11 protein-coding genes, 1 tRNA gene and 3 pseudogenes are annotated in these 18,011 nt (G+C 36.4%); 10 read left to right on the top strand and 5 right to left on the bottom strand.

The window, feature by feature from the left end:
* Positions 1–2 precede the first annotated feature (2 nt).
* From ACFIMS_RS03265 to ACFIMS_RS03250, 4 genes and pseudogenes are all read left to right on the top strand, one after another.
* Positions 3–455 carry a hypothetical protein gene (locus ACFIMS_RS03265; RefSeq protein ID WP_375652354.1) on the top strand — a complete coding sequence of 151 codons (453 nt, stop codon included), beginning with the start codon at positions 3–5 and terminating at the stop codon, positions 453–455.
* 130 nt (positions 456–585) lie between these two features.
* Positions 586–1,399: pseudogene (locus ACFIMS_RS03260) on the top strand (ERF family protein).
* Between the two features lies 1 nt (position 1,400).
* Positions 1,401–2,024 carry a lambda exonuclease family protein gene (locus ACFIMS_RS03255; RefSeq protein WP_375696387.1) on the top strand — a complete coding sequence of 208 codons (624 nt, stop codon included), beginning with the start codon at positions 1,401–1,403 and terminating at the stop codon, positions 2,022–2,024.
* A gap of 72 nt (positions 2,025–2,096) precedes the next feature.
* Positions 2,097–2,299: pseudogene (locus ACFIMS_RS03250) on the top strand (helix-turn-helix transcriptional regulator).
* Between the two features lie 99 nt (positions 2,300–2,398).
* On the opposite strand, the gene ACFIMS_RS03245 reads toward ACFIMS_RS03250, so the two are convergent.
* Positions 2,399–2,474: transfer RNA gene (locus ACFIMS_RS03245), tRNA-Phe, on the bottom strand.
* A gap of 401 nt (positions 2,475–2,875) precedes the next feature.
* Here ACFIMS_RS03245 and ACFIMS_RS03240 point away from each other — a divergent pair.
* From ACFIMS_RS03240 to ACFIMS_RS03230, 3 genes and pseudogenes are all read left to right on the top strand, one after another.
* Complete coding sequence (locus ACFIMS_RS03240; protein WP_375613717.1) at positions 2,876–4,039, top strand: phosphoserine transaminase; 1,164 nt, start codon at positions 2,876–2,878, stop codon at positions 4,037–4,039.
* Positions 4,040–4,422: 383 nt separating this feature from the next.
* Positions 4,423–5,712, top strand: a complete 1,290-nt coding sequence (locus tag ACFIMS_RS03235; RefSeq protein ID WP_375613716.1) for an adenylosuccinate synthase — start codon at positions 4,423–4,425, stop codon at positions 5,710–5,712.
* 237 nt (positions 5,713–5,949) lie between these two features.
* Positions 5,950–7,372: pseudogene (locus ACFIMS_RS03230) on the top strand (hypothetical protein).
* A gap of 203 nt (positions 7,373–7,575) precedes the next feature.
* Here ACFIMS_RS03230 and rpoH read toward each other — a convergent pair.
* The 3 genes from rpoH to ACFIMS_RS03215 form a co-directional block, all read right to left on the bottom strand.
* Positions 7,576–8,460: an RNA polymerase sigma factor RpoH gene (gene rpoH, locus ACFIMS_RS03225; protein WP_273790355.1), complete on the bottom strand. Its 885-nt coding sequence runs from the start codon at positions 8,458–8,460 to the stop codon at positions 7,576–7,578.
* A 149-nt stretch (positions 8,461–8,609) separates the two neighbouring features.
* Entirely contained in the window at positions 8,610–9,614 is a 1,005-nt protein-coding gene (locus ACFIMS_RS03220; protein WP_375650654.1) for an RluA family pseudouridine synthase, read from the bottom strand.
* A 29-nt stretch (positions 9,615–9,643) separates the two neighbouring features.
* Positions 9,644–11,074 carry an aldehyde dehydrogenase family protein gene (locus tag ACFIMS_RS03215; RefSeq protein ID WP_375696386.1) on the bottom strand — a complete coding sequence of 477 codons (1,431 nt, stop codon included), beginning with the start codon at positions 11,072–11,074 and terminating at the stop codon, positions 9,644–9,646.
* A 460-nt stretch (positions 11,075–11,534) separates the two neighbouring features.
* Here ACFIMS_RS03215 and ACFIMS_RS03210 point away from each other — a divergent pair, with 460 nt between their 5' ends.
* The 3 genes from ACFIMS_RS03210 to ACFIMS_RS03200 all read left to right on the top strand — a co-directional run bounded on the left by ACFIMS_RS03210 (position 11,535) and on the right by ACFIMS_RS03200 (position 16,970).
* Positions 11,535–14,108 (top strand): DNA translocase FtsK, encoded by a 2,574-nt coding sequence (locus ACFIMS_RS03210; protein WP_375613712.1) that lies wholly within the window; start codon positions 11,535–11,537, stop codon positions 14,106–14,108.
* A 1,154-nt stretch (positions 14,109–15,262) separates the two neighbouring features.
* Complete coding sequence (locus ACFIMS_RS03205; protein ID WP_375696385.1) at positions 15,263–15,694, top strand: hypothetical protein; 432 nt, start codon at positions 15,263–15,265, stop codon at positions 15,692–15,694.
* Positions 15,695–15,710: 16 nt separating this feature from the next.
* Positions 15,711–16,970 carry a sensor histidine kinase gene (locus tag ACFIMS_RS03200; RefSeq protein WP_375696384.1) on the top strand — a complete coding sequence of 420 codons (1,260 nt, stop codon included), beginning with the start codon at positions 15,711–15,713 and terminating at the stop codon, positions 16,968–16,970.
* An 18-nt stretch (positions 16,971–16,988) separates the two neighbouring features.
* On the opposite strand, the gene mscL is transcribed toward ACFIMS_RS03200, so the two are convergent.
* Positions 16,989–17,396: a large conductance mechanosensitive channel protein MscL gene (gene mscL / locus ACFIMS_RS03195; protein WP_026500234.1), complete on the bottom strand. Its 408-nt coding sequence runs from the start codon at positions 17,394–17,396 to the stop codon at positions 16,989–16,991.
* Between the last annotated feature and the right edge of the window lie 615 nt (positions 17,397–18,011).

Raw genomic sequence — 18,011 nt, 5'->3', positions numbered from 1 at the left:
TCATGGAAAAAAAATACGAACTGACTGATGAAAAAACTGAAGTTAATGACAAAACACTCCGCCGCATTCGTGCATTGAGAGATTTGGGGGATGTCAAGAAAGGTGATCTTGGCGGCTTTATAGAGAATGAAGACAATCTAAGTCATGATGGCAATTGCTGGGTAGGCGATGATGCAAAAGTCTATGGTTATGCCAAAGTTTTTGGTGATGCTTATATTGATAACATTGCTGATATTTACGAAAATGCATGTGTTTTTGCCAATGCACAAATCTACGAAAATGCACAAGTTTCCGGTGGTGCATTTATTAATGGAAATGCTAAAATTTATGACAGTCCATTGATTTCCATCAGAGCAAAAGTTGGGGGAAATGCCAAAATCTATGGTTATGCATTTATTCATGGAAACGCAGAGATCATCAATGATGAAATCATCACAACGGGCGAGAGGCAATAAACCATGGAAAAAAATACGAACTACTAATCTTATAGTATCTCTATAAGCCGTTTCTAACAACCAAACAATATTTTTAAACACAAGCGTGATTCACGCCACGGGGAAATTGCGCGCAGTGGAGGAAATCAAGATGAGTGAACTAAGTACCACACAAACGGAATTAGTGAAAAAAACGAACGATTGTGAAATCAAACCTACAGCTATGGAGCTTATTTTAGAAAGAGCTTTAGAAAATGATGTTGATCTGGAACGTCTCAAGAGCCTTCTCGAATTGCGAGAAAAGGAGATAAAACGACAAGAGCGCCAAAATTTTGTCCATGATCTTTCGGCTATGCAAATGGAATACAAAAATATCGAACAAAACGCCATTAATACACATACTAAAAGCTCTATACAACGCTTGATAAATATATTGATGCTATCAAAGAACCTCTTGCAAAACATCACTTTGCCTTGTTCTCTCGTATCAAAGACCAGAGTTCAAATGACATAACTGTAGAAATGACTTTAAAGCATATATCAGGCAATGAAATATCAACAGAAGGAACATTTCCTTTTGACGCTACAGGGAGCAAAAATAACATACAAGCGGTTTGTTCTACTCTCACCTACGCACGTAGATATCTCTTAGGCATGCTTCTTAATGTTGCAAGAAAAGAAGACGATACAGAATGGAATAACGCTTCTTGCGGGTATCTCTCCTGAACAGATGAATGAAATCAAAGAATTAATTAAAAAAACACAATCTGAAGAAAGTAGGCTTCTCTCTTTCATAGGAGTAAAAAATCTAACAGATATGTCTTATAAACAAGCACAAACCGCTTTGTTTTCTTTGAAAAAAAAAGCAACGAAAGCAAATGAATAAAGCACAACAAAAGCAATTAGATGCACCTATACAAGATGCCGATATAGCAACGCCACACGAACAGGGAACGGCGGTGTGAGATGGAACAAAGAACAGCAGAATGGTTTCAAGCGCGCTTAGGTAAAGTCACTGCTTCAAACGTTTACAACGTACTCAGTAAGACAGCAAAAGGTTTGCCTACAAGCAAATATGAAGATTACAAAACGAAACTCATGACAGAACGCTTAATAGGGGAAATAAGCCAATCTTATACAACACCTGCTATGCAATGGGGCATTGAACATGAAGAGAATGCCTTGAGAGAATATGAATTCATTTATGACACCAATGTCATAAGATGCGGGTTTATCCCACACCCAAAAATGGAAATGGCGGGGGCTAGTCCTGATGGGTTTATTGGAGAGGACGGTTTAGTCGAAGTCAAATGTCCACAATCAACCACGCATCTTCGTTTTTTTATTTATGACGAAATCAAGCCTGAATATATCGCACAGATGCAATTCCAAATGGCATGCACTGGACGAAAATGGTGTGATTTCATGAGCTATAATCCAAACTTTGTAGGCAAATCTACTGGTTTGAGAATGAAAATCAAACGCATCCTCCGCGATGAGGAACACATTGAAGAGATTAATAAAGCTGTCGAAATCTTTTTAGGGGAAATAGAACAAGAGATGGAAAAGATTTTGGCAAAAGCTGCTTAAACCTATGGGGGTGCTCTCTCCTCCCAGCACTCCCACCCATTTAATTAATATAAAAAAGAGAAAGGTAATGAGATGATATTTGATGATGGAGATAGATATGTAACGACACGTGAGTGTGCACAGCTTTTTAGTGTATCTACAACAACGATTCGCAATTGGGTGCTTCAAGGAGAGTTTCCCCAACCTTATAAGCTGGGAAGAGCAGTGAGATGGAGAAAAAAGAGATCTTAGACTTCACTCCAAAGAAAAATAAGGAGCAAATAAGAACAAATTAGGTAAAATTATATAAACTGTAGAAGGTGGTCTAAAAGGTGGTCTGAAAATAGCTATTTAAAGAAAAAAACTATATATTTCAATATTTTAAACACAAAAAGTGGTGCCCAGACGCGGATTCGAACCACGGACACGCGGATTTTCAGTCCGCTGCTCTACCAACTGAGCTATCTGGGCATGCTTCATAAAAAATATAAAGCGTTTGCGGTTATAACATTAAAATTTTCTCTGTCCAGTCATCAAAAGAAAAATAATTGATTTTTTAATAAGTTTATCTCCCTATTCTAGAGCGTTATCAATGAATCTTTATCATAAAATAAATTTGATAGGTATATTGGACACTTTAGTGTATTGTTATTAGAATGCTGTCTTATCGTGGTGGTGATACGAAAAAAAATTAAAAGAATCAATCGAGAAGAATGATTAAGAAAGATTTTTTTATAAAGTTTCCCTAAATTTTAAGCATACGAAATAAGAGACAACATTTTTGACTTTTTTCTAAAAAGATTATTGATTAGTCTTTATAATAATTTGTTTTTCTTTATAAAGAAAGAAAAACATCTAAAAGGGGAGAAATAATGATAATGTTACAAAAACCAAGTAATCGTCCCAATAATACTAATTTTTCTTCAGGCCCTTGTAGCAAACGGCCTGGTTGGACTCTTGATGTTCTTAAAAATGCATTAGTTGGGCGTTCACATAGATCTAGAGAAGCAGAATTAAAACTTGCTGAAGTTGTTAATTTAACCCGTGAGATTCTTGAGGTTCCTTCTGATCATCGTATAGGAATTATGCCAGGATCAGATACCGGTGCTGTTGAGGCTGCTCTATGGTCTCTATTAGGTGAGCGTGGCATTGATATGGCAGCGTGGGAAAGTTTTGGGTTTGGGTGGAATAAAGATGTTGTCGAGCAATTAAAGCTTTCTGATGTGCGTCGTTTTGAAGCTCCTTATGGTGAAATACCAGATTTAACACAACTTGACTTTGATCGGGATGTTGTTTTTACATGGAATGGGACAACTTCTGGTGTGCGTATTCCTAATGCGGATTTCATTCCGCATAAGCGGGCTGGATTGACCATTTGTGATGCAACATCGGCAGCTTTTGCGCAATATCTTGATTTTTCAAAATTAGATGTTGTTACTTTTTCATGGCAGAAAGTTTTGGGAGGTGAGGCTGCACATGGTATGGTGATTTTAAGTCCTCGTGCTGTTGAGAGGCTTGAGAATCATGTTCCAGCTTGGCCTATGCCCCAACTTTTCTATATGACAAAAAATGGAAAATTGAACGAAGATATTTTTAAAGGAAAGATCATCAATACACCTTCTATGCTTTGTGTTGAGGATTTTCTTGATGGGTTGAAGTGGGCAAAATCTCTAGGAGGTGCAGCGGCATTAAGAGCAAGGGTTGAGAAAAATTTTTCTGTACTTGATGCTTTTGTTCGCAAAACGCCATGGTTAGAATATTTGGCAAAAGATCCTGAAGTGCGTTCTAACACCGCTATTTGTTTAGATATTGTGGATCCAGTGATTACTGCTTTGGATACGGAAAAGCGAGTATCTTTTATAAAAGCGGTTGTGAAGCGTCTTGATGAGGAAGGGGTTGCTTATGATATCGGTTCGTATCGCGATGCTCCTCCTGGGCTTCGAATTTGGGCGGGTATAACAATTGAGGCTTCCGATCTTGAAATTTTAACACAATGGCTTGAGTGGGCGTTCCAAGTTGAAAAAGCACAGCTTTAAATAATTACTGTTGATTTTCACAACGTGTTTTTAAACAAAAAAGGATACGAGAGATTATGATGATCTTTCGTATTCTTGTATCAGACAAACAGCCTCTAAATATTACATGAATTGTAAAAGATTAAGACGGGGAATGAATGCTTTGTCAGGTGTTGGATACGCACAAATTAAAATCTCTAATGTTTTTACTTTTTGTAGCGAAAATGACAGATTTAAAATATTTGGGTATTTGCTTATCTTTATTATCATAAATTTGAAAATTTAATCACTTGAAGATTGAGAAAAATCTGAAATGAGGAGTCGCACTTGCTCTAAGGTTTCGTTATAAAGAAGAGTTTGTTTTTGAATGCTGGTTTTTTTGACCAAACACGACGGAGAAAGTTATGGCCAATGTAGTTGTTGTCGGTACACAATGGGGTGATGAAGGCAAAGGTAAAATTGTAGATTGGTTGTCTGAGCGAGCAGATATCGTGGTGAGATATCAGGGGGGGCATAATGCTGGCCATACATTGGTTGTTGATGGAGTCAGTTATAAATTATCACTTTTACCGTCTGGTTTAGTGCGTGGCAAGTTATCAATTATTGGTAATGGTGTTGTTGTTGACCCTCATCATTTTGTTGCAGAAGTAAAAAAACTATGTAATCAGGGTGTAAAAATCACACCAGAAATTTTGCGTATTGCTGAAAATGCTCCTTTGATTCTTTCTTTGCATCGTGATCTTGATGCAATTCGAGAAAGCGGTTTATCTGGTTTAAAGATTGGTACAACAAAGCGCGGTATTGGACCGGCTTATGAAGATAAGGTGGGACGTCGTGCTATCCGAGTGATGGATTTAGCAGAAAAAGATACACTTATGGCTAAGATTGAGCGGCTTTTGAGGCATCATAATGCTTTGCGTCGTGGGATGGGTGTTGCAGAGATTGATTCTCGAGCACTTTATGATGAATTGATGCAAGTTGCGGATAAAATTTTGCCCTTTATGGATTGTACGTGGCGTCTTTTAGATGAAGGTTATCGAGGAGGGAAACACATTCTTTTTGAAGGTGCGCAAGGTGCTTTATTAGATAATGATTTTGGAACTTATCCTTATGTAACGTCATCTAATACAGTTGCTGGGCAAGCATGTACAGGTTCGGGGATGGGACCTGATGCAATCCATTATGTTTTGGGTATTGCAAAAGCTTATACTACACGCGTTGGAGAAGGGCCGTTCCCGACAGAGCAGATAAATGATATTGGTGAATTTCTGGGAGTGCGTGGACATGAATTTGGTGTTGTAACGGGTCGAAAGCGTCGATGTGGTTGGTTTGATGCTGTCTTAGTACGTCAGATGGTAACAATTTGCGGTGTTCAAGGTATAGCATTGACAAAACTTGATGTTTTAGATGGTTTGGATGAAATAAAAATTTGTATTGGTTATGAGCTTGATGGTAAAAGGATTGATTATTTACCTTCTTCCATGGGAGCTCAGGATCGGGTGAAGCCTATTTATGCAACATTAGAAGGTTGGAAGGAAGAAACAGCACATGCATTGAGGTGGGAAGATTTACCAGTGCAGGCTATTAAATATATACGCTATATTGAAGAACTGATTAATACAAAAGTGGCTTTATTATCCACAAGTCCAGAGCGTGAAGATACTATTCTTATTACGGATCCCTTTGTTAATTGATTATTGTTTTTAGATTTCTATATATGTTCTCTGTTCGTTTTTGTATCTTTTTACAAAAAAAGTTTTTAAGAGCACGTAAAAGAAAGGTGCAAAATAGCATTGTTTATTTTTCATATTCATTTTACATTATTGCAATAGTTGTACCAATATTAAATGGCAACCAATTTAGAAGGCTAAAATAAGGTTTTTTGGCTTTACTATTGATTTTTTCTCAGTTTAAGAGAGATTATAGAGGAAATGGTAGATTTCGTTGGAATCTTAAAAAAGACAATTAATGCACAAAATAATATTACACCACAAGTGCGTAAGCGGATTTATAAGCGGGCTACCGAAACACTAGAACATCAATTTGTAACAGCAAAAATACCACAAGCAATAGCGGATGAACAAAGAAAGATTCTTCAAAGTTCTATTGCAACTGTTGAAGGAGAATATTTAGCAGTTGAAAAGAAACGGCTTTCTTCAGTTATTGGGTGGAATCCCACAAATATAAATGAAGATAAGAAATATACAAAAAAAACTATATTACCAAAGAATAATGAATTGTCAGAGGTAAACATAAAAAGAAAGCAAGATTTTGTTACACGTTCAAAGGATAACAAGGTATTTGTTGAGCTTTGTGTATCAGATATACCAGATGCAGAGCCTGTTAATATGGAGGCTGATGTGCCTTCTCAGCATGTTAATAGCAGTGTGTTAAAGATTTCTCCTTCGCAGGAAGATAATCCGCATATTGTTTCGCACATTTTTTCTCAGGCTTTACGTCGTGCTAATAAATCGTTAGTGCAAAGGCGTATTGTGATAAGTGCTGTTTCTGTTGTTAGTTTTGTTGTTTTACTTGTTGGTATTTTTTTTTGTTGGTGAGCGTGTATTTGTATCAAATGATCATCAGTTTTTAGAAGAAAATCTTCAAGCTTCTCACAGAGTACCAAAGGCATTTCCAATTAAGAGAAAGTTAACACAACGCTTATTAGAGGATGGAAGTGAAATTGATGTTGGTTTAAAACAAGCGATAGATTCTTCGGATGAAGAAGTATTCTCAACAGTTGTTGATAGCAATTTGCAATCGCTTGAAACATCAGGTGAAGCTGTTTTCTATCAAGCACGTACAAATTATGATGCAGAAAAGATAGCAACGGGAAGTGCTCGCTGGACGCTTATAAAAGAGTCTCAAGTGAAGGGGGCTCCAGAAGAAACAACTATACAAGGTGATATAACAATTCCTGATGAAGGGATATCATTACGGTTAATTTTACGTCGTAATACCGATCAGTCATTTCCTGCTTCATATATTATGGACCTTATTTTTATTCTTTCGGATAAATTTTCAGGTAAAGCTATAAGCAATGTTCAAGCATTAACCTTTAAAGCAAGTGAACAATCCATTGGACAGGCTTTAACAAGAACCATTGCTGCAAAGATTAACGATGACTTTTTTCTTGTCGCATTGAGTGGAAATCATCCATTTCTTGATCGAAATTTACAATTGATGCGAGAATTAGATTGGATGCGTTTGGTGTTAACGGATAAAAACGGGCGTATAAGTGAATTAACCTTTGCAAAAGGACCAACAGGTAAGTCTATTTTTAATGAAGTTATTGGACAATGGCTTGCACAACAAGATAAGTTAACAGTTCTTGGTCAACAAAATAAAACATAGATGCAAAAAAATAAACGGCTGTGAAGAATTTTCTACGACCGTCTTTATCAATTATATACCAAATATATTCAATAAAGCTTTACATATCAATAACTTAAAGAATTCTATAGGCTAATTTACAAGTATAAAGCCAAGGCATGCTTTTTTTCATTTTCACATTTAAAGAATGTGCAAACCATTGGCTTTATACTTAACTCTAGGTTTTATACTTGACTTTGAGATAAAGTAGAATCTTTGATAGAGTTTTGCACTTTTTCAAATGCACGCATTTCAATTTGTCTTACTCGTTCTCGACTAATATTAAATTCACCAGAGAGTTCTTCTAGGGTTAGTGGTACATCGTTTAAACGACGCGCTTTAAATATACGCTTTTCGCGTTCATTGAGATTGTCCATGGCATTTATGAGCATGGAACGGCGATTTTCTAATTCACTTTTTTCAATTAAAATTTGTTCTTGATCGTTAGATTCATCCACCAACCAATCTTGCAACTCACTGTTTTCCCCTTCTTTTGTTCGAATTGGTGCGTTGAGTGAAGTGTCACCACCAAGCCTACGATTCATTGATACAACTTCATCTTCTGTGACATTCAACTGGATTGCAATTTTTTTCACTTGTTCTGCATTGAGATCGCCACTATCAAGTGCTTGAAGTTTACTTTTTAACTTACGAAGGTTGAAAAACAAACGCTTTTGATTAGCTGTTGTCCCCATTTTCACCAAACTCCAAGAGCGCAATACATATTCTTGGATTGATGCTTTAATCCACCATATTGCATAGGTTGCAAGACGAAAACCCCGCTCTGGTTCGAAACGTTTAACAGCTTGCATGAGTCCAACATTGCCTTCTGAAATGACTTCCCCAATGGGAAGTCCGTAGCCCCGATATCCCATCGCGATTTTAGCTACGAGACGCAAATGGCTGGTTACTAGCCTATGCGCAGCTTTTAGATCATTATGCTCACGGTAACGCTGAGCTAACATATATTCTTCTTTTGGCTCAAGCATTGGAAAACGACGCACTTCTTCCAAGTAACGGTTTAAACCACCATCACCTGTCATTACTGATAATAAATTCATATGGGCCATATAGCACCCTCCTTTTGTTTGAATTCCCTGATAAGGCAAATTCTATGTTTTTAGATAGCTAACTATCCTCATAACCTCACTCTAGCATATTTTTCAATTTTGTTCAAAAAAAGATATTTTATTGTGAAATCTTGAGAAGGGGAAAAGTTTCAATTCATTTTTTTAAAAAGTTTAATAAGTTTAGCCATATCTTGAGGCAGTGGTGCGGAAAACGACATAACTTTACCGGTAGAAGGATGTTCAAAAGTAAGACTTGCAGCATGGAGTGCATGTCGGTTGAATTGATCGATTGCATTTCTAATAGTGGAGTTGAATGTGTTTGATTTTGTTTTAAAAGCGTTTCCATAAACTGTATCGCCTATGAGTGGATGCCCAATATGAGTCATATGAACACGGATTTGATGGGTGCGTCCAGTTTCCAAGCGACATTCCAGAAGGCTAGCAAAAGATGTTGAGTCTGCATGAGAGCCATATTTTTCAAGCAGAAAAACATGTGTAACAGCATGACGAGCATAAGGGTTTTGGTTATGGATGACAGCTTGCTTTGTCCGGTTATGGGGCGAACGGCCAAGTGATGCATCAATTGTCCAGACATTGCGCTGAGGTGTTCCCCAAATCAAGGCATGGTAGCGTCGATCTAATGCGCAGGTACGTCCATGATCAGAAAATTGAGCACTGAGACTTTTATGAGCTAGATCATTTTTTGCAACAACCATGACACCACTTGTATTTTTATCAAGACGATGGACAATACCAGGGCGTTTAACACCACCTATACCAGATAAACTATTCCCACAGTGGTAAATAAGGGCATTAACCAATGTACCGGTCCAATTGCCATTCCCAGGATGAACAACAAGACCGGCTGGTTTGTTAATAACAATGACATGATCATCTTCAAAAAGAATGTCCAATGCAATGGCTTCAGCGCTAGGTTCTGCATCACGAAGGTCCGGCATTTCCAATTCAATTATTTGGTTAGGTTTTAATTTTATTTTGGGTTCCTTTATGAATTGACCATCAATTTTAAGACAGCCTTCACGGATGAGAGTTTGCAAACGCGAACGTGAGAGCACATCATGATATTGTTTTGCGAGCCACTGATCAAGACGTTGCCCAAGAGCACCTTCATCCGTTATTTTCTGTATTACCATACGATTCCTATTAAGTTTTTAATAAGATTTTACCAGTACGAAATTGCTTTACTATCGAGAAATTCTTTAATTCCCCAATGTCCTCCTTCACGAGCGCGCCCAGAAAATTTTACACCTCCAAAGTAGCTTCCACTGGGTAATCCATATCCATTAACTTCTACCATACCAGAGCGTACTTGTGCCGCAATACGACGATATTTGTTGCGATCTTGCGATTGAATATAGTTTGTAAGACCATACTCAGTCTCATTCGCTAAAGCGATGGCTTCTTCTTCTGTACTAAAAGAAAGAATCGAGAGAACTGGACCAAAGATTTCTTCTTTAAAAATACGCATATGAGGTTTTACATCAGCAAAGACTGTTGGACGGACATAATAACCGCGTTCCATTCCTTTCGGTAAACCAGTCCCGCCTGCAACAAGAGTTGCACCTTCATCAATTCCCGATTGGATAAGATCTTGAATTTTATCATATTGTTTTTTTGAAACAACGGGCCCAATATGATTTCCTTCTTGGCAGTTTGGTCCTACTTTTGTTGTTTCTGCAATATCTTTGGCTATTTTCACGGCTTTGTCATAGATGCTCTGTTCCACAAGCATACGAGTTGGTGCATTACAACTTTGTCCACTATTATAAAAGCAATGTCGTGCACCACGTTGAACAGCATCTGAGTCGGCATCAGCAAAGATAATATTCGCTCCTTTTCCCCCAAGTTCCAGACAGACTCTTTTTAAAGTAGCGCTGGCATTTTTAGAAATATCTTTTCCTGCTCTAGTTGAACCAGTAAAGCTGATCATTTCTAAATCAGGATGTGCAGAGAGGTAAGAGCCAACAGTCGCACCATCACCATTGATTAAATTAAAAACACCGGCTGGAAGTGCGGCTTCATCTAAAAATTCAGCAAAAAGCATAGCAGAAAGAGGCGCAATTTCAGAGGGCTTTAACACCATGGTACAGCCAGCCAAGAGAGCAGGAATAACTTTAAGAGTTACTTGATTCATGGGCCAATTCCATGGCGTAATTAATCCTACGACGCCGATAGGATCGTAGTGAAGGATTGCTTGCTCATTTCCCTTTATTAAAGTTTTTTGGAACGAAAACTCTTTATAAGCTTCGATAAAATTGCGAATATGGGAACTTCCGGTTGCAGTTTGCGCATTAAGCGCCATATCAATTGGTGCTCCCATTTCCATTGAAATGGTTTTTGCCATGTCTTTGGAACGTTTTTCGTAGATCTCTAGAATTTTTTCAACAAATCCAAGACGCTCATTTGGTGATGTTGTTTTCCATTTTTGAAAGGCTTCTTTAGCCGCATTAATTGCTTTATCGGCATCTTTTGTACTTCCAAGGCTAATGACAGCACAAGCCTCCTCTGTTGATGGATTAATGACGTCAAAATCGTGAGGAGTGCTTGGCTCATCCCATAGACCATTGATATAAAATTTCCGTTTATTAAACATAATTCACTCCCTTTTTTCTATTTATATTTATGTCATTATGATTGTCTTAGTCTAAGCCTTTTTAAACGAGGATAACAAGGATAATCTTATAAAAACGTGAGAAATTAGATTATATCGTGATAATTGAGCATGGAGAGTTCAATAGAGCAATGCTTATTGTATTATTGAGACTAGTTTCTTTTATGAAAAGGGAGAGAAAGAGAGGCATAGACAATTTTCTTGAAGTTTTTTTATCATGAAGTTTTCTTCAAAACAAATGAAATACGCGCTCTATGACACCATAAACTAGGCAATTTATATCGTAAATATGCAAAAGGCAGATTATGAATATGCATTATGGCACTATTTTTTTCATTAAAAAGTAACCATCAGCAAAAGGTTATTAACCTTCGTATGATAGTTTCTACGAATTCTTTTTGAAAAGGTTATTTTTCTCATTGCTATAAATTTGTTGGGTGCCATGCATAATTCGAAAACAAAATCTATTTCTACGTCTTCTTTTTCTGATGATGGTACAAAAGGTGCATCAAGAGAAGATTTATCTGTTAAGATTACTGAGATATTTCCTTATCCGGAAGTGTGGAAAAAGGCATTTGCCCTCGGAAAAAACGTCCGTTTCACGAGAACCCCAGAAGTTGAGATTTTGCGTCGTCGTATAGAAACAGATCCAGTTTTTGCAAAACAGTTTAAAATTTTTACGAAGCAAGATCAAAAAAAAATTACAGATACAGATATTGTACGTTGTAACAAGAAAACAACAAATATTCTTTCGACAAAAAAAGTCATTAATCCTCAATCAATAGAGAATAAAACATCAGTTTGTCATTCAACGGTTTTGAAGCAGTTGTCACGTCAAACTACTCGTATGCCGTCAGCAAATATTCCACTTGAGGAGGATAAACAAGAACGTAAATTACAAGTGGAAAATGTGCTACAAAAAATAAAACCTGCTTTGCATCTTTCCGATGATGCATTTTTTGAGTGTGAATCTTTGATATTTGAACATGTGGAGACTCAAACTTCAAAAGAGGATGGAATATCAATTGATACGACAAATGAAATTACACCAGATATTCCCACAGCCTTTGATGAGTCAATAACGGCTCTTTACCGTGTTCTTGAATACCGCTTTCCACAACTCTATGATTCAATTACATCAGAATCTCCAGCGGAAAGGATGCGAGGTGTTGAGAAAATTTCTGATTTAATGCATACAAATAATGATACTACTAAAGAGAGTCATTCTAATCTTTCTGTTGAAGATTCTGCTCATACGTTAAGTAATACAGGCGCGTTAAGCGATGCAGGGGCGAGTATAGAGACTGAAAATAGCAATAATACTGTCGCCAATAATACTGTTGATTGTATAAACAAAGCCGTCACAAAGAATTCAAAAGATTTTTCTGTGATGCAAGCAAACAGTAAAAATAAAACATTGCAATCTACTCGTATGCCATTAGGTAATTATGATTCTGCTTTTATGCAAAATATTCAATCTATTGACTGTGATGTTTATGAATTTCCTCCGATCAACTTATTACAGGAACCTGTTTTTCATGAAGGTACGATGATTCCTCAAGAAACATTAGAACGTGGTGCTGGACTTTTGGAAAGTGTTTTGGAAGATTTTGGCATTAAGGGTGAAGTTATCCATGTTCATCCAGGGCCAGTGGTAACAATGTATGAATTTGAGCCTGCTGCGGGCGTAAAGTCATCGCGCGTTATTAATCTTTCTGATGATATTGCGCGTTCTATGTCTGCTATTTCTACACGCGTTGCTGTAATTCCTGGACGTAATGTTATCGGGATTGAGTTACCCAATGCGGTTCGTGAAACCGTTTATTTACGAGAATTAATCCAAACACGTTCTTTTCGTGAAAGTGAATTTAAACTTGCTCTTGCTTTGGGGAAGGGGATTAATGGTGAACCGGTCATTGCAGAATTAGCAAAAATGCCTCATTTATTGGTTGCAGGAACAACAGGATCAGGCAAGTCTGTTGCAATTAATACAATGATTTTGTCGATTCTTTATCGTATGACACCAAAGCAATGTCGTTTGATCATGGTTGATCCTAAAATGTTAGAGCTTTCTGTTTATGATGGCATTCCACATCTTTTAACACCCGTTGTCACAGATCCCAAAAAAGCAGTAACAGCTTTAAAATGGGCGGTTCGTGAAATGGAAGAGCGTTATCGCAAAATGGCTAAGTTGGGTGTGCGTAATATTGATGGTTTTAATGCACGCGTTGCACTTGCAGCTCAAAAAGGCGAAACAATCATGTGTACTGTTCAGTCGGGTTTTGATAAGGAAACAGGGGAAATGCTTTATCATGAAGAAGCCATGGATCTCACGCAGCTTCCTTATATTGTTGTGATTGTTGATGAGATGGCTGATCTTATGATGGTGGCAGGGAAAGAGATAGAGAATGCCATTCAGCGCTTAGCGCAAATGGCGCGTGCGGCAGGTATTCATCTTATTATGGCAACACAACGTCCTTCTGTTGATGTTATCACAGGTACAATTAAAGCGAACTTTCCTACCCGCATTTCTTTTCAAGTAACATCAAAAATTGATAGTCGTACGATCTTGGGTGAACAAGGTGCTGAAACGCTTTTAGGTCAGGGGGATATGCTTCATATGGCAGGTGGTGGACGCATTGTGCGCGTTCATGGACCTTTTGTCTCAGATGAAGAAGTTGAATCCATCGTTGCACATCTTAAAATGCAAGGAAAACCTGATTATTTAGCAACGGTAACAGATAATGAAGACGATAACAAAGAGGATACTTCTGCTGATTCAGCTGCTGAAATTTCTGAGGAAGAAAATTTTGATGAAGAGGGTGAGGAACTTTATAACCAAGCTGTAAAAATTGTTATGCGTGATAAAAAATGTTCAACATCTTATATTCAGCGCCGACTTTCAATCGGCTATAATAAAGCAGCTTCTCTCGTCGAGCGAATGGAAGAAAAAGGCATTGTTGGAGCCGCTAATCATGTTGGAAAACGTGAAATTTTACTCAATGAAGGAAAATAAACAAACGCATTTAAAAATATGCAATTTTTTAAATATCTGACAGTTATTATTTAAATGTGCTTGTTTTATTTTTTTATATAATATTAAAAATTTAAATGGAGAGTAATAAAGCAAAAGCGATCTTTTGTATTAAGACTTCTGATGAGGTAAACAAGCTGATATCAAAGGAGATTATGAGATGTTTTTAACATTTCTAAATGATCTGGAATATAAAGAAATTAAACAAATCTTTATATGAAAACAGATAATTTGTGTTCTCTTTTTTACAGAGAAATTTTTTAATAAAATAGTGCGGTGGCATATTTTTTGTTTTTTCTTTTGTAGCGATTCTAATGAAAGAAAGATCTTTGGGAGATTATTGAGAGCATCATAAGAAAAATGCCCAATATGCAAGTTCTGTTGCATAGGATACTTTAAAGCGTCACGCTGAATTTATTATCATTTGATATTATTGGCTCAAGAAAGATGTTCTTACGAGAAGCTTTATTTGAAAAAGAGATTTTGATAATGCAGTATATTGATTTATAGTAATTTATCATTATTCACAGTGAATAAAAGTCTCAAACATTGTAAGATTTTCTCATTTCAAATCTGTTTCTGTTGAAACAATTAAAACCGTTTTCTTGCGTATCATAATAATGTAGGAGTAAAAAAGTTAAAAAATAAAAAGGCTGCTTATGAACGCCTTCAAATGCCGAGAACTATTGGTAACATTAGGGGCTGAAATTAGTATAATGATGGTGCTAACCAGCTCTTTTATAAGTATAAAAATGGTAATGCACAATGCCTTGATATCCTCTATAGGGACTTTTACATTACACCATTTACAGATGACGTCGTAAAATAAGCTTGGGGATCTTGGGAGATATCTTTTCAAAAAAGGCGCATGAATGTGTAAAATAAGTGTATTCTTTTTGAGTACTATTTATGCGAGGGAGATGTTACCATTATTGTAACAAGATTTATTACATAATGGGTGAATAAGCAACAAGAGCTGGAAGCTTCTTTTTATTCTTGTTTTGTTGATGAAACAGTCAAAATTTTGCTACAGACAATTGATATGAGATATCAAGTTATTTTAACCAGAATAGATAATTGTAAACAAATTAGCATTATTCATTTGAGAGTAAATTCAACACTTTTTAGTTTTAGTTATGCCATTAAAAGCAGATGAGTTAAAGTTAAATACAAATGAATTAAAATGTCAGCAAGAAGCTTTTCGTTTTACACCAGAGCTTTTGCCACGGCCTTTTACGTGGGAAATCGATCACAATGGTTTGTTTTGTGAAGTCTCAAAAGAGCTAGCTGAAGTTGTTGGTCCTCTCTCTTCTTCTATTTTAGGGTGTAGTTTTCATGAGCTTGCTCATCAATTTAATGATGATCGATATCTGGTTCTCAGTCGTTTTATTGAAGCGGCTATGCCTTGGAGTAAAGAGATTGTTCAATGGCCTGTTGATGGTTGCTTACAATGGCTTGATGTTGAATTGTCGGCTTTGCCAATTTTTGATGTTAAAAAGCAGCTTAAGGGGTTTCGTGGCTTTGGTGTTTTAAAAATACAAAAAAAAAGTCCAAGAATAAAGAAATGAAAAGCTAGAAACAGAAATGCTATGTCTTACGGAGATAGAACGCTCAGCTTTTCGTGAAATTGCAGAGCAATTGCGTGATGAATTGAATTCATCGGTAAAAGAAGAAAATTTAGTTGAAGAAACAGCTATTCAGTTACCATATGCACAAACATTGCCGGTAAATGCTATAGAACAAGCTCTCGTAAAAGAGCCCGCTGCAGTTTTATCATTGTTGGATACAGCAACAGATGGTGTTTTATGGTTGGATGAAGAGGGCTTTGTTCAATCAGCGAGTAGGGCAGCCTTAGCATTAATGGGTTATGAAATAAATGAACTACGAGGACAACCATTCTCTTCATTATTTACTTTGCAAAGCCGACTTTTGGTTGAAAAGTATTTTAAATCAATCCGTATGGAGGAAAAAAATCAGGTTTTAAATCGCAGTGAAACCGCTGATTTAATGACAAAAAATCATAAAAATATAACCGTTTTGATAACGATTGTATTTTTGGCAAAGCAAGGCAATTATGCTGTTATGTTGCGTGATAGGACACAAACAGTTCCATCAGGAGAAAAAAAAGCAGAAGAGGATAAAATCGTTGGAGTTGTTCATGAAATACGAACACCTTTGAATGCTCTTATTGGTTTTGCAGAAATTATGAGAGAAGGCCGTTTTGGTTCGATAGAAAATGAGCGCTATCATGGATATTTACGCGATATTATTTCCTCTGGAAAACATATATTATTGCTGATTAATCAATTACTAGAGTGCTCGAAGATAAATTATTCTGGTTCCGATAACCAGATTGATTCTTCCCTTATTTCTGAAACATTTGATGTAATATCTTGTTTACGTGCGACGATAGCTTTTCTTGAAACTCAAGCCAATCAGAACGGCATTATCATGCGTATTGTTGCTCCACCTCACGTTCCATTTATTCCTGTATCACAACAAGTGTTTCGCCAGATTATATGGAATCTTCTTTCCAATGCTATTCGTTTTACACCTTTGGGTGGACAGATTATTGTTCACGTTTCTTATAGAAAAGAACGTGTAAAAATTTCAGTGAGTGATAATGGTATAGGGATGAACGAAGAAGAGATTATACAGGCACTGCAACCTTATGGTCAAGTAGAGCGCAAAGATGGACGATCTGGTGATAGCGCTTTTATGGGAACAGGTTTAGGCCTCCCAATGTGTAAAGCAATGGTGGAAGAAAGAGGGGGACAATTTTTACTGTTCTCAAAACCCAATCATGGAACAACTGTGGAAATGTTTTTTCCTCGTGTTCCATGATGTAAATCTTGCATAAAATTATTTTTTCTTAGCCAAAAGATCTCTAATTTCTGTTAAAAGTTGTTCTTCTGAAGACGTTTTTTTGGGGCTTTCTTCTTCTTTTCTACGAATTTTATTCATAGCCTTAACGAATAAAAAAAGAACCCAAGCAATAATGAGAAAATTGATAAGTAAAGTAATAAAGTGTCCATAGCTAATGGTTGCTCCAGCTGCTTTGGCGGCACTCAATGTTGCTTGTTTTTCGCCAGCAAGTTGAATAAACATATTAGAAAAATCAATCCCACCTGTAATCAGCCCAATGATTGGCATAAAAATATCATTGACAATTGAGTTGACCAAGCTACCAAAAGCACCCCCTATAATCACACCGATAGCAAGATCAATCATATTACCTTTTAGGGCAAATTCTTTGAATTCTTTAAGCATTGCATTTTCCCCTTTATATAAGCGATATACGGTAATTTACTTACCGCTTTTGATGAAAAAGGAAAGGGCAGATTTTATTTTTAGGATTATATTACGATATTAATATTATTTTCAAAGAACTTTATAAGGTTTAATAAAGAGCTTTAGGGCTCTATTTGAATGTACATAGAATATTTCCTAGAAAAAAGCTTTTTTGATAAAAACTATATCTGCTTTTTCAACAGAAAGTAGAAAACTGTAGCTTAATTTATATAATTGCCTCAAGATTTTTATGTTAACATTAAAAAGAGAGGTTTTTACACAATACCACAAAATAAGTAGTGTAGAAAGTTGAGCTATCAGAAAGCTTTTCAAATGAAGTACATATATTAGCATAACATTTTGTCATAAAAAGAGAATTTAGGAATAAAAAATATATTTCAGCACTGATAGAAGAAATAGATAGATGAGACAGGAGTAAAACTTATAATTTAATTCCTCTTAATTTAGTAAGCGATAATAGCAATTAGGAGGGCATTATGGCTTATCTAAAAGCTATTTGTATGGGTTACATGAGCTAAAATGGCGATAATTCGGATGGAAGAAACACATTTCATCTGCTGGAAGATTGTATCA

The sequence above is a fragment of the Bartonella sp. AP331QHHD genome, from assembly GCF_042195905.1.
Lineage (GTDB): Bacteria > Pseudomonadota > Alphaproteobacteria > Rhizobiales > Rhizobiaceae > Bartonella.
This window is presented reverse-complemented; position numbering and strand designations above follow the sequence as displayed.